Source organism: Mesorhizobium sp. M7A.F.Ca.AU.002.02.1.1, from assembly GCF_003998535.1.
Taxonomy (GTDB): domain Bacteria; phylum Pseudomonadota; class Alphaproteobacteria; order Rhizobiales; family Rhizobiaceae; genus Mesorhizobium; species Mesorhizobium ciceri.
Map to the genome: position 1 here is coordinate 1 of NZ_RZPB01000116.1, position 11,734 is coordinate 11,734.

The 11,734-nt window shown below is 62.6% G+C and carries 10 protein-coding genes; 2 read left to right on the forward strand and 8 right to left on the reverse strand.

Annotated elements, in window-relative coordinates:
- Nucleotides 1-70: 70 nt before the first annotated feature.
- Together EN879_RS10155 and EN879_RS10160 are read right to left on the reverse strand one after the other, a co-directional pair.
- Nucleotides 71-3,247 carry a multidrug efflux RND transporter permease subunit gene (locus EN879_RS10155; protein WP_024502613.1) on the reverse strand — a complete coding sequence of 1,059 codons (3,177 nt, stop codon included), beginning with the start codon at nucleotides 3,245-3,247 and terminating at the stop codon, nucleotides 71-73.
- Complete coding sequence (locus EN879_RS10160) at nucleotides 3,241-3,495, reverse strand: hypothetical protein (protein ID WP_024502614.1); 255 nt, start codon at nucleotides 3,493-3,495, stop codon at nucleotides 3,241-3,243. Before EN879_RS10160 ends, EN879_RS10155 begins: the two co-directional genes overlap by 7 nt.
- 241 nt (nucleotides 3,496-3,736) lie before the next feature.
- On the opposite strand from EN879_RS10160, the gene EN879_RS10165 reads away from it, so the two are divergent.
- Nucleotides 3,737-4,327: a TetR/AcrR family transcriptional regulator gene (locus EN879_RS10165; RefSeq protein ID WP_013532873.1), complete on the forward strand. Its 591-nt coding sequence runs from the start codon at nucleotides 3,737-3,739 to the stop codon at nucleotides 4,325-4,327.
- A gap of 330 nt (nucleotides 4,328-4,657) precedes the next feature.
- Here EN879_RS10165 and EN879_RS10180 read toward each other — a convergent pair whose 3' ends face one another.
- The 6 genes from EN879_RS10180 to EN879_RS10205 all read right to left on the reverse strand — a co-directional run bounded on the left by EN879_RS10180 (nucleotide 4,658) and on the right by EN879_RS10205 (nucleotide 10,748).
- Complete coding sequence (locus tag EN879_RS10180) at nucleotides 4,658-5,680, reverse strand: LacI family DNA-binding transcriptional regulator (RefSeq protein ID WP_063170185.1); 1,023 nt, start codon at nucleotides 5,678-5,680, stop codon at nucleotides 4,658-4,660.
- A 135-nt stretch (nucleotides 5,681-5,815) separates the two neighbouring features.
- Nucleotides 5,816-6,607, reverse strand: coding sequence for an ATP-binding cassette domain-containing protein (locus tag EN879_RS10185; RefSeq protein WP_063167632.1), 792 nt, complete (start codon nucleotides 6,605-6,607; stop codon nucleotides 5,816-5,818).
- 3 nt (nucleotides 6,608-6,610) lie between these two features.
- The gene (locus tag EN879_RS10190) at nucleotides 6,611-7,597 is read right to left on the reverse strand and encodes an ABC transporter permease (protein ID WP_013532869.1); all 987 of its coding nucleotides are present in this window, start codon (nucleotides 7,595-7,597) and stop codon (nucleotides 6,611-6,613) included.
- Nucleotides 7,598-7,711: 114 nt separating this feature from the next.
- Nucleotides 7,712-8,647, reverse strand: coding sequence for a substrate-binding domain-containing protein (locus tag EN879_RS10195; RefSeq protein ID WP_063167633.1), 936 nt, complete (start codon nucleotides 8,645-8,647; stop codon nucleotides 7,712-7,714).
- A 321-nt stretch (nucleotides 8,648-8,968) separates the two neighbouring features.
- Nucleotides 8,969-9,514, reverse strand: a complete 546-nt coding sequence (locus EN879_RS10200; RefSeq protein ID WP_064995104.1) for a hypothetical protein — start codon at nucleotides 9,512-9,514, stop codon at nucleotides 8,969-8,971.
- Nucleotides 9,515-9,590: 76 nt separating this feature from the next.
- A complete protein-coding gene (locus EN879_RS10205; RefSeq protein WP_063167634.1) occupies nucleotides 9,591-10,748 on the reverse strand; it encodes a fumarylacetoacetate hydrolase family protein in 1,158 nt (385 codons plus the stop codon).
- A gap of 237 nt (nucleotides 10,749-10,985) precedes the next feature.
- Between EN879_RS10205 and EN879_RS10210 the strand changes: the two genes are divergently transcribed.
- The coding region (locus tag EN879_RS10210) for an FAD-dependent oxidoreductase (protein WP_164774367.1) at nucleotides 10,986-11,734 on the forward strand (749 nt) is incomplete at its 3' end.

Genomic DNA, 11,734 nt, shown 5'->3' on the forward strand with positions numbered 1-11,734 from the left:
CCGAGATCGCACCCAGCGCGACAGCCGTTCCCAACGCGATTTTCCATTTACGCATGATCAGTCTCCAATCTTATTCGGCCGCTTCCGCCAGGGGCGGTAAAGCGTGCTCAGCAGTTGGTTCATTGTCTTGAGAGGTGGGCTCGTCTTTGCCGCGGCGTTCACGCAGCTGTTCGATGACCGCGTAGAACACCGGCACGAACACCAGCGACAGGATGGTCGCCGCGACCATGCCGCCGAACACGGTGGTGCCGATCGACTGCCGGCTTGCCGCACCGGCGCCGGTCGCAAACATCAGCGGCAGCACGCCGAGGATGAAGGCGAAGGCCGTCATCAGGATCGGCCGCAGCCTGAGCCGTGCCGCCTCCATCGCCGCGTCGACGATGCTGAGGCCTTCCTCGCGCCGTCGCCTTGCGAATTCGACGATCAGGATCGCATTCTTGGCCGCCAGGCCGATCAGCATGACGAAGCCGATCTGCGAGTAGACGTCGATCTGCATGCCACGCAGCAACAACGCTGCGAAGGCGCCGAACAGGGCCAGTGGCACCGCCAACAGCACCATGAACGGCATCGCCCAGCTCTCATACTGCATCGCCAGGATCAGGAAGACGAAGACAATGGCGAGGCCGAAGACGACGGACGCGATCGATCCTGCCTTGAGCTCCTGGAAGGTGATGCCGGTCCATTCGAAACCGAAATCCCTTGGCAGCGCGGTTGCAGCGGCCCGTTCCATGGCGGCAACCGCCTGGCCGGAGGAAAAGCCCGGTGCGGCGCCGCCATTGATCGAGGCCGAGGCATTGTTGTTGTAGTGCGGCACGGTCTCCGGGCCGACGAAGGGCACGAGTTTGCCCAGCGTCGAGAGCGGCACCATGCCGCCGGAGGCATTGCGCACATAGAGCCGCGAAATGTCGGCGGCACCTGCACGTGCATCCTTGTCGGCCTGGATGGTCACCCGGAAGGTGCGGCCAAACAGGTTGAAGTCGTTGACGTAGAGCGAGCCGAGATAGATCTGCAGCGTGTTGAAGACATCGGGCAGGTTGAGGCCGAGCAGTTTGGCCTTGCTGCGGTCGAGGTCGTAGTTGAACTGTGGCGTCGAGGTCGAGAACGGCGAGAACAGCTGCTGCGGGTTGATTTCCGGCTGCTTGCGCGCCTCGGCGATCACGGCTTGCGTCGCATCGTTGAGGGCTGAACTGCCGCGGCCGGTCAGATCCTCGACGACGAATTCGAAGCCGCCCGTCGTGCCGATACCGGGGATCGACGGCGGATCGAAGCTCAGCGCGAAGGCTTCCGGGATCTGCATCAGCTTGCCGCGCACATCGGCGACGAGCTTCGATGCGCTCTGGTCGGGGCCCCGCTCCTCCCATGGCTTCAGGATGGCGAATTCGACCGCCGAATTCGATTGCGCGGCACTGGTCAGGAAGTTCAGGCCGCTGATCGAGCCGACGATGTCGACGCCGGGCGTCGCCTGCAGGATGTCGCGTGCCTTCTGCGCCACCGCGTCGGTGCGTTCCAGCGATGCGCCGTCGGGCAACTGGATGACGACGAAGAAATAGCCCTGGTCCTCGACCGGAAGGAAGGTCGAGGGCAGGCGCTGCCAGACGAAGTAGGTGGCGACCAGCCCCGCCGCGAACAGGCCGAGCATGATCCAGCGCAAACGGATGAGGATGCGCACACCATTGGCATAGGCGTGCGACAGCCTGTCGAAGCCGGTGTTGAACCAGCGGAACGGGGCGAACTGCGTTTCGCCGCGATGCCGCAGGAAGGCGGCACTGAGCGCGGGGCTCAGCGTCAGCGAGTTGAAGGCGGAGATGCCGACGGAGATCGCCACCGTCAGTGCGAACTGGTTGTAGAGCTTGCCGGAGACGCCGGGAATGAAGGCGACCGGCACGAACACCGCCATCAGCACCGCGGTGGTGGCGATGATCGGGCCGGTGACCTCGGTCATTGCGGCCTTGGTCGCCGCAAGCGGTTTGAGCCCGGCCTCCAGCTGTCGTTCGACATTCTCGACCACGACGATGGCGTCGTCGACGACGAGGCCGATCGCCAGCACCATGCCGAGCAGGGAGAGCATGTTGAGCGAGAAGCCGAGCATCTCCATGACGACCAGCGTCGCCACCAGCGACACCGGAATGGCGATGGTCGGGATGATCGTCGTGCGCCAGCTTTGCAGGAAGAGGAACACCACGGCGACGACCAGCACCAGCGCTTCGCCGAGCGTGATCAGCACGTCATGCATCGACGCCGAGACGAAACGGGTGGTGTCGTAGTGCATCGCATAGGACACGCCCTTCGGGAAACGGCCCGACAGCTCCTGCATCTTGTCCTTGACGCGCTGCTGCAGATCGAGCGCGTTGGAGCCGGGCATCTGGTAAACGGCAAGCACCACGGTCGGGTCTTTACCGAAGAAGGCAGACGACGAATATTGCAGCGCGCCGAGTTCGATGCGGGCGACGTCGCGCAGCCTGACCAGCGAGCCGGTATCGGTGTTGGCGCGCACGACGATGTCGCCGAATTCCTTGGGATCGCTCAAGCGGCCGACGGCGTTGACCTGCATCTCGAAGGCGGTGCCGGCGGGTGCCGGCGACTGGCCGATCTTGCCGGCCGCCACCTGGACGTTCTGTTCGGCGATGGCGTTTTGCACATCGACGGCGGTGATGCCGAGATTGGCGAGCTTGTCGGGATCGAGCCAGACGCGCATCGAATAGCGCCGCTCGCCGAAGATCTGCACGTCGCCGACGCCGGGCAGCCGCTTCAGCGGGTCGACCACCTGCAGATAGGCAAGGTTGCTCAGCGCCACCGGATCGACCGAACTGTCGGGCGAAGTCAGGTTGACGATCAGGACGAAGTTCGGATTCTGCTTCTTGATCGTCACGCCGCCCTGGTTGACGATCGCCGGCAGCGACGAGGCGGCCTGCGAGACGCGGTTCTGCACGTCGACGGCGGCGGTGCTCAGCGAATAGCCGACATCGAAGGTGATGGTGATGGTCGAGGAGCCGTCATTGGAACTCGTCGACGACATGTAGGTCATGCCCTGCACGCCGTTGATCTGCTGCTCCAGCGGCGTCGTCACCGTGTCGGCCACCACTTGTGCGCTGGCGCCCGGATAATGGGCGCTGACCACGACCTGCGGCGGCGTGATGTCGGGAAACTGCGAGACGGGCAGCAGGAAATAACAAATCGACCCGGCGAGCACCATGATGATGGCGATCGCCGAGGCGAAGATCGGACGGTGAATGAAAAAGTTTACCACGACACGCACGCCTCTCCGGCTGCTGTTGCCCGCCCGAAGGCGCTGGCAACCCTGGACAGCCTTTGGCCGCGCTTGTCACCGAGGCCGTCCCGCGAACGCAGCAACGGCACCTCGCCACGCTGCGTATCGGCGAGCGAGCGCAACATCGTCTCGAAGGCGCGCGGGTCGACGCCATCGGCTTTCATGACCAGCCGGATCATCGGATCCCGGACGGCTTCATCTATGGTAAGATCGCGGCGCTGTGGCATGGCCGGCTCCTTGTCTGTCGATTCGCAGCCCGTGCTCGCGAACCGTTTTCATCTCTTCACCGGCCGAGGCCGCATGATTGGCAGTTTCTCGCCCCTCTCGTCTGGCAGGGCCGTTCACGGCCTTGTTATTGACGGTGGACGATATAGGTGTTACCAGTAAGTAACATTCTGGAAGTTACAGACCGGTAACACCCTAGTCAAGAGGTGGCCGAGGGTTTTTTGGAAACGAAAGGAGATCATGATGGCAGACGGCATCGTGGAGCGCTCTCGTCCCCGGGATCGGATCCTGGAGACGGCACGCGACATGTTCCACAAGCATGGCATCAAGGGCGTCGGCGTCGACGCCATCACCGAAGCTGCCGGCACGAACAAGATGACGCTCTATCGTCACTTCGAATCCAAGGACGAACTGATCGTCGAATGCCTGCGCGCCAATGCGGCCAAGGCCGGCGCTATGTGGGAAGCATTCGAGGCCGAATTCCCTGGTGACAAGCTTGCCCAACTGCATGCCTGGGTTCGCAAGGCGGCTGCCATGCTCAATGCGGACGGCCGCGGCTGCGACATGGCCAACGCCGCCGCTGAGCTGACCGAGCCGGACCATCCGGCCAGGCTGGTGATCAAGGAGCTCAAGGAAGCCCAGCGCGCGCGCCTTGTGACGCTATGTCGGGATGCCGGCATTGGTCAGGCCGAACTGCTCGCCGATACGCTGTCGCTGTTGTTCGAGGGCGCGCGTGTCAGCGTGCAGACCGTGGGTACCGAAGGTCCGAGCACCCAGTTCGTGCGCATGGCCGAAGGGCTGATCGTTTCGTTCCGGGGCGCTGCCGCCGGTTGAGATTCGCCACGATTGTTGGCGGGTTACGGCTCTATGACGGAGGGCCGCGTACGCCGTTGACCCAGGCGGTATGGAAACTCCGGCGGCCAAACGAAAAAAGCCCGCTGCCGGGAGGAGGTGGCAGCGGGCTCGATTTTCGAATGTGGCGCGGGAGGAGGTGCACCCCATTCAGCGTCGGCATCGCATCTGGGAGGAGTAGATGGCCGACAACCAGAACCTACGAGTTGCCCAACGATTCGGCAACAAAGAAACTTGCATAGCTGCTGTGCAGATTTGCCGTGCCAATTATCATACAAATCCGGCAACAGGCATTTTTGCAGGCCGCCTGCTTCACTGCACCGGCACGTTTTCCCTGAAGATCAAGCGCGGTTCGATGAACTTGCGCGTCAGATAGGGTGCGGAGGAGGCAATCGAGCCGAGCAGGCGAATGACCGACTGCTCGGCGATCAGCCGCGCATTCTGGTCGATGACGACATCGGCGAGATCGTCGACGAGATGACCGCGCGTGTCCTTGGTCAGGTCGTGGCAGATGAACACCGGCTTGCGGTTCGGCCTGGCCTCGCGGATCGCCTTTGCAACGCCCGAATGTCCAGCTCCGACGCAATAGATGCCGAGCAACTCTGGCTCGTCGTGCAGTGCCTTCATGGTCTCGGTGTAGCTGGCATCGGGCTCGTCGTTGATCTCGACGGCGCTGCTGACGGTCAGATTGGGAAACTCCTCATTGAGCACCGAGCGGAAACCCATCTCGCGTTCCTCGTGGCCGCGATAGGAACGTGAGCCGACGACCATCGCCAGATGGCCGGTGCGGCCGCCAAGGAAGCGTCCCATCAGCAGCGCCGCCGTTCGTCCCGCCACCCGGTTGTCGATGCCGACATAGGCCGCGCGCGGTGCCGTCGGAACATCGGACACCAGCGTCACCACACGCATGCCGGCTTCGACGATGTCGCGCAGGATGTTGCGCGTACGCGGATGATCGACAGCGATCACGCCAACGCCATTGGCCCTGAGCGACAGGTTTTCGACAGCGCTCTGCAGCGCGTTCGGCGAGATACCGGCGAGATTGTGGATCCGGCACGAGGCGACAAGCGGCAGACGCGCGGCGTAGTCCTCGATATGCCCGGCGAGATCGCGCATGAAGGCATTGCTGCCGATCGGCAGCAGGAATTCGAGGTGGGCGGGCCGCGAGGGCAGCGTCACCTGATCGGCGACCGGCAGGTAGCCGAGTTGCTTGGCCGCCTCCATGACGCGCTGGCGGTTGGCCGCACTCGCACCCGGCCGGTTGTTCAGCACCCTGTCGACCGTTGCGGTCGACAGCCCGCAATTGCGGGCGATATCCGAGACGGTGGCTTTCATGCCGCTACCCACAGCCCGCATTGCGGGCAATATCCGAGACGGTGGCTTTCATGCCGCTACCTATGCGCCCTGCGATGCCGCGCCAGACAAGCGATGCGATCTGAGGCAGCGGTGATTGCCGCCATCACCCGACAGTCAGTGCGACGGCTTGCCATCGGTGATGGCATCGCGGATTTCCTTGTCCGACATGCCGGTGATGATCCGCTCTACCTCCGCCACGCTGGTCGTCTTCGGGTCGATGTCGTCGGCGACCACCTTGCCCCGGCGCATGACGACGATGCGGTCGACCACCTGGAAGACATGGTGGATGTTGTGGGCGATGAAAATGCAGGAGTGACCGGAATCGCGGGCGCTGCGCACGAAACTCAGCACGCCCTGTGTTTCGGCGACGCCGAGATTGTTGGTCGGCTCGTCGAGGATGATCAGGTCGCTGTCGAAATGCATGGCGCGCGCGATCGCCACCGCCTGACGCTCGCCGCCGGAAAGCGAACCGATCGGCGTCGTCGGCGGGATGTTCTTCGTGATGCCGACCTGCTTGAGCAAATCGCGGGCAACCGTGTTCATCGCCTCCTGGTCCATCCGGTTGAGGAAGCGCGGCGGCTTGATCGGCTCGCGCCCGAGGAACAGATTGCGGGCGATCGACAGTTGCGTGACCAGTGCGGAGTCCTGGTAGATCGTCTCGATGCCATGGGCGATGGCGTCGCTGGTGCTGCGCAGGCTCACCTTCTTGCCACGGATGAAGATATCGCCGCTGGTCAGCGGAACGGCACCCGAAAGCACCTTGATCAGCGTCGACTTGCCGGCGCCATTGTCGCCAAGCAAGCCGACGATCTCCCGTTCATTGACATGGAAATTGGCATCCTCCAGCGCCTGCACGCGGCCGTAGGACTTGCGGATGTTCGTCATGCGGATCAGTGGCTCGGCCATGGTTCAAGTCCCCGCCTGATGCCGGCGTTCCAGCCATGAATGCAGTGCCATCATGCCGAGGATGATGGCACCGATGAAGATGTTATAGGCAAGACCAGGCACGCCGATCAGCACGATGCCGTTGCGCATCACACGCAGGATCAGGATGCCGAGCACGGTGCCGATGATCGTGCCGCGCCCGCCGGTAAGTGCGGTACCGCCGATCACCACCATGGCGATGACTTCCAACTCATAGCCGGTACCGCTGTTGGGGTTGGCGGCGGACGTGCGCAACGAAGAGATGACGCCGGCAAGCGAGGCCATGACCGACGACAGCACGAACAGGCCGATCTTGACCCCGCTGACATTGACGCCGCGCGCCCGCGCCGCGCTCGGGTTGCCGCCGGCCGCCTGGATCCAGTTGCCGGTGCGGCTTTGCGTCAGTACGTAGCCGAGCGCGATCGCCGCGGCGATGAACCAGAACAGTGACATGTAGATGCGGAACGGGCCGATGAAGAAGTCGCCGACCAGCGCTTCCGCCAGCCAACTGCCCTCCGCACTCCAGGTGCGCTGGGGAAAACCGTCGGTGACGAAAAGGGCGGTGCCGCGCACCACCAGCAGCATGCCGAGCGTCACCAGGAAGGATGGGATCTTGAGCTGCGTCACGAACCAGCCATTGACCAGCCCGATGAAGGCGGCGACCAGCAGCGCGGCGACAAAGCCGGCTTCGAGCGAGGTCAGGCCGCTGTTGAACAGGGTCCACATCAAGACCGGCGAGAAGCCGAACAGGGAGCCGACCGAGAGGTCGAACTCGCCGGACGTCATCAACAGCGTCATCGCCAGCGCGATCAGGCCGAGCTCGACCGTGAAAGCCAGCGTGTTGGAGATGTTCTGCGGCGACAGGAAGTCGTGGTTGAAACTCCAGAAAACGGCGATCTCGACGACGAGCAGCACGAAAGGGCCGAATTCCGGCCGTGCGATCAGGCGTGGGACGAGCGAATGATTTTCCACAGGCAATCCGCGACATGAGTGGAAGGCTGAGCGTTGCACATCGCGTGCGAAGGGCTCGGCGAAATGGAGAGCCAGTCGCGACCGTTGGGCGGCCGCGACTGTTGAGATTGGATGTTACTTGCCGGACAGGATGTCGTCGTAGATCTGCGCGGTGTCTTTTTCATAGAGCGCGCCGGTGATGACGTTGAAGCCCGGAGGAATGCCGCCGGCGGCCATATTGGCCAGCGAAAGCGCGACATAGCTGGTCGCCTGCGGGTCCTGCCACTGGCCGGCATTGACATAGCCGTTCAGCACTTCCTGGGTGGTGTCGAGCGAATTGCCCCAGCCGACGACCGGGATTTCGCCCGGCTTGATGCCGACCTGGTCGAACACCCGCTTGATCGAGCCGGTGACGAGGTCGCCTAGGCCGATGATCGCCTTGACCTTGGCCTTGTTCGCCGTGAGGTAGTCGACCATGCGGTTGATCACTTCAGCCTGATCAAGCGTCGCTTCCGTGATTTCATACGTGATGCCGAGCGGCTCGAAGACGCTCTTGATGCCTTCCTCTTCCTGCACGCCATAGGTGGCGCCGGGGATTTCGACCGGCATCCAGACGAAGTCGCCCTTCTTCACCAGGCCCTTGTCGACCAGATACTGTGCCCAATGCTTGCCGAAGGTGACATTGTCGCCGCCGACATAGGCGTTGAAATCGGCTTTCGGATCAGGCGTGTTGAAATTGATGATCGGCACTTTCGCCGCACGCGCTTCCTTGACGATCTCGATCAGGCTGCCCGGATCGGGGCTCGTGGTGACGATGCCATCGGCCTTGGCGGAGAGGGCGGCGCGAACCGCTTCCTGCTGCGAGGCGACATCGCCGTTGTGGAACGAGGTGTTGACCGTGTTGCCGGTGTCCTTGGCCCACTGCTTGGCGCCGGCCAGGAAGTAGGTCCAGACCGGATCGGCCGGACCGCCATGCGAAATCCAGTAGAACGTCTTGGCCTGTGCCGCTGCTGGTACCACCATCAGCGCCACCAACAGGCCGTATAGAACGCGTCTTAGCCGTGTCAGCATTTGATTTCCTCCCGTTTGTAGATCGTCAGTTCAAAATCCGTCCCTTGTTTTGCGTCTTTTGCCAGCGCCGATCGGATGCGTCAGAGCATCCCCTTTTTCGACGGATGGCAAGCCTCCATCTGCCAGGCCTCCATCTGCAGGTGTAGTGGGCGCCTGACGGGGCGTCATCAGCCGTCCCATCAGATTGCATCAGTTGAGGTGATTTTCCGACTGTCGGATAATTGGTGTCGAGGCTAGCCGAGCAGATAGTCCTCGTCATGGTCGGCGCGCAGGTTGCTCCACAGCCGATCGGCCGCCAGGCGAGCAAGGCGATTTGTTCCGTTAGGTATCCGACAAATGCAGATGCTCGGGCACTCGCAGCATTTCGGCATTGGTGAGTCTTCCGCTGGTGAACTCTAGTCGGAGCCCCTCGCAGTATCCGATGGCTTCTCCCTCGATAGGACGTTTGCTGGCCATCAGGAACGCGACAACGCCGAGATCGATGATCCCACCGTGCGTCACCAATAAGCCCGTCGCTTCGTTGGGAACTCGGGCAGCTATGCTCGTCCACAGTCGCACTTGGGTGTTAGCAAATGCAATGCAGTCTACGTCCGATCGGAGTACACGTTCTACCTCCGCCAACGGGCTCGGCCACGAGATCGTTTCGAGTATATTTTTGGGAAGAATTCCAAGTTCGGCAATCAACTCATTTACTTCGAAACCCATCGCAATTGCGGTTTCGATTGCCCGTGGAATTTCGCTTGTGACAACAAGTTCATAAGAGTCAGCCCCTTGGGCTACAAACCGCGCTAGTTCGATTCCTTCTCGAGAAAGGTGCGCGCCAGGCTTGCGCCTCATGGTGTGCCGGCGAACATCAAGTATCGTCATTGGATTCCAGTCCGACGAGGTCACGAGTAATAAGGCGCCAACATTGCGTTGATGGTGGCCCTGGGCCAAGGCTTGGCTAAATAAGATCGGCCTTCGCCAGCTCCCGCATCAGATGGCTGGCGCCGTAGGTCCAGTGCGGGCAGTCTGGCGACAGCTGCACGCGGTTGACCAGCGCGCCGAATTTTTCCGACGAGATGGTGACGATGTCGCCGACCTTGTGGGTAAAACCCTTGCCCTTCTCGCCGCGATCCTTGGACGGAACGAACATGGTGCCGAGATAGAGCGCCAGCCCGTCCGGATACTGGTGGTGCGGCCCCATGGCCGCGGCGACCAGTTCCTCCGGCGAGCGGCTGATCTCGGCCATCGAGCTTGCGCCCTCCAGCGAGAACCCGTCCTCGCCCTCGACTTTCAGGCGCACGACGGCACGCTTGACGTCATCGATGGAGAATTTCTCGTCGAACAGGCGGATGAAGGGGCCAAGTGAGGCCGAGGCATTGTTATCCTTGGCCTTGCCGAGCAGCAGCGCCGAACGCCCTTCGACGTCGCGCAGATTGACGTCGTTGCCGATAGTGGCGCCGACGATCCTGCCGCTGGAGGCGGCGATCATGGCGATCTCGGGTTCCGGATTGTTCCAGGTCGACACCGGGTGCAGCCCGACATCGGCGCCGAAGCCCACCGAGGCCATCGGCTGGCACTTGGTGAAGATCTCGGCATCGGGGCCGATGCCCACTTCCAGATATTGCGACCAGGCGCCGCGCGAAATCAGCTTGGCCTTGATCTCCATCGCTTCGGGCGAACCGGGCTTCAGCTTCGACAGGTCGTGGCCGATCAGTCCGGCAATGTCGGCGCGGATGGCATCGGCTTTTTCAGCCGAACCACGCGCCTGTTCCTCGATCACCCGTTCCAGCAGGCTGACGACGAAGGTGACGCCCGATGCCTTGACCGCCTGCAGGTCGACCGGGGAGAGCAGGTAGGGTTTTGCTGGATCGCGCCCGGTTTCAAAACTGTTGGCGGCGATGTCATCGAGCGAACCGATCGGTCTGCCTTCGGCCGAGCGGACATGCCCAGCCGGGTCGGCCATCTCGCAAAGGTCGCGCATGGTCGGTGCCGTACGCGAGGTGATGTCGAAGACCGTGCCATCGCGAACCGTGACGACCAGCGGGTATGCAGCACCGCTGCTTCTGGCGCGTCCGACAAAAAGGCCCTCGCTGGGCAGGTGGGTCGGGTTCGTCATGGCGCTCTGTCCTCTTAGTGATCGGCAATGTGGTGAAGTGATCGACAATGTGGGCTAGCCGGATCGGCGTGGCACTTTCACCGGATTCCCGTCAAAGGTCTATCCCGTCGCAGGCGATCGGAACTCTGGGTCTCCGGTCGTCTCGGCGGCAGTCCACAGGCGAAAGCCATGGTGCTCTTTCAAAATTGTGAAATTCTGACTAGGATTTTCACCAATCGCAGCGCATTCAGGTGACCCTTGGCGACAGCATTCTCCGATCCCATCTGGCGCAGGCCGCAGGCAGCTTCCACGTTTCAATCGCTTCCCAATGGCGAACGGGTCGATCTCGCCATCATTGGCGGTGGCATCATGGGCTTGTCGACTGCCTTGCATGCCGCCCGGCTTGGCCTGTCGGTGCAGGTGCTGGACGCCGGCGAGATCGGCCAGGGCGCATCAGGCTTGAATGGCGGCCAGGTCATTCCCGGCCTGAAATACGATCCGGAATGGTTGCTGGAGCATTTTGGCCCGGAGCGCGGCGAGGCGCTTGTCAATTTCGCGGCGTCGACCGCCAACGCGGTGTTCGAGCTGATCCGCGACGAGAATCTGGCGGTGCCGTTCGTTCGAAATGGCTGGATCCAGGCGGCGCACACCGAGGCCGCGCTGAAGGCGGCGACGAACCGCGACCGGCAATGGCACGCGCGCGGTGCCGACGTCCGGTTGCTGAACGCAGCGGAGACCGCAGCCAGGACTGGCGCACAGGGTTATCTCGGCGGCTGGCTCGACCGCCGCGCCGGTGTGATCGATCCGCTCGCCTACACGTCTGAACTTGCCCGGGTCGGGACCGCGACTGGCGTGAGGATAGCAGAGCGCCAAAGGGTCGTGCGGCTCGCCAATGCCGCCGGTGTTTGGCGTATTTTGATCGAAAATGGCCTGGAATTGCAGGCAAAGGCGGTCGTGCTGGCGACAAACGCCTATACGGACGGTCTGATCCCCGGTCTCGCCCAGAC

Excerpts from the sequence above, each read along its gene's own strand:
- EN879_RS10160 (WP_024502614.1), bottom strand. The coding sequence starts at position 3,495 with ATGCCACAGCGCCGCGATCTTACCATAGATGAAGCCGTCCGGGATCCG.
- EN879_RS10165 (WP_013532873.1), top strand. The coding sequence starts at position 3,737 with ATGGCAGACGGCATCGTGGAGCGCTCTCGTCCCCGGGATCGGATCCTG.
- EN879_RS10180 (WP_063170185.1), bottom strand. The coding sequence starts at position 5,680 with ATGAAAGCCACCGTCTCGGATATCGCCCGCAATTGCGGGCTGTCGACC.
- EN879_RS10185 (WP_063167632.1), bottom strand. The coding sequence starts at position 6,607 with ATGGCCGAGCCACTGATCCGCATGACGAACATCCGCAAGTCCTACGGC.
- EN879_RS10195 (WP_063167633.1), bottom strand. The coding sequence starts at position 8,647 with ATGCTGACACGGCTAAGACGCGTTCTATACGGCCTGTTGGTGGCGCTG.
- EN879_RS10200 (WP_064995104.1), bottom strand. The coding sequence starts at position 9,514 with ATGACGATACTTGATGTTCGCCGGCACACCATGAGGCGCAAGCCTGGC.
- EN879_RS10205 (WP_063167634.1), bottom strand. The coding sequence starts at position 10,748 with ATGACGAACCCGACCCACCTGCCCAGCGAGGGCCTTTTTGTCGGACGC.